At 66.1% G+C, this 812-nt stretch carries 1 protein-coding gene; it reads right to left on the reverse strand.

Annotation, left to right across the window (positions count from 1 at the left end; all coding sequences use genetic code 11):
- Nucleotides 1–71 precede the first annotated feature (71 nt).
- Nucleotides 72–812: PE-PPE domain-containing protein (locus A5694_RS09785; RefSeq protein WP_064921644.1), on the reverse strand; the 741-nt coding region annotated here is incomplete at its 5' end.

Genomic DNA, 812 nt, shown 5'->3' on the forward strand with positions numbered 1-812 from the left:
GCGTCCACCCGGTCCTCGTCGAGCACGGCCACGTGCCGATCGTACAACCGAATGGTTGTACGTTGTCAAGGTCAGGCGTCGGGGAACCAGTAGTCGAGTGTCTGCTCGACCCCGCCCCAGTCGATACCCATCCAGTCGGTGAAGAAGCCTTCGATGTTGCCGAAGGCGCTGTACACAAGTGCCACAATCGAATTGAACAGGGCGTCTATCCCGGCGCTGTCGACCAGCCCGTGGGGCCAGGCGTTGAGCCAGGCGCTGAACTGGTCGAAGTCACCGGAGATGTCGACGTCGGTGATCATGCCGTCGGTGGTGGCGATGTGGTTGGCCACCTGTTCGGGGGTGAGCCCCAGATACATCATGTGCTCGTAGAACAAGCCGAGCTCGGAGGTGGAGGTGGGGTCGGTGACCGGGTCGCCGGGGATCGTGTAGTCGGTTACCGCGAACCAGTTGTTCGGGGTCTGGACGCCGGACAGCAGAGCGGTGTCGAAGAAGTCGGGGGAGGAGGCCCCGCCCCCGTCCAGCGACGCGGTGTCCGCCCCCACCGGATTGCCGATGAACACGAAGTGCAGCAACTCCGGGGGGACGCCGTCGTGGGCCAGCTGCGCCATCGCGATCGACCCGGCGGTGGCGCCCTGCGACCAACCGAAGACCCACAGTGGGTGGTCGGCATCGTAGGCGTCGGGGTTGGCATCGAGTTCGGCGTGCACCGCCCGCACGATCTCGGCGGCCCCGACAAAGCTGCTGTGGCCCTGCTGGATCAGCGCTGGGGTGGACAGCACCCGCAGCGGCGCGTCACAGTCACCGGAGCCGAC

Source organism: Mycolicibacter sinensis, assembly GCF_001667945.1.
Taxonomy (GTDB): Bacteria; Actinomycetota; Actinomycetes; order Mycobacteriales; family Mycobacteriaceae; genus Mycobacterium; species Mycobacterium sinense_B.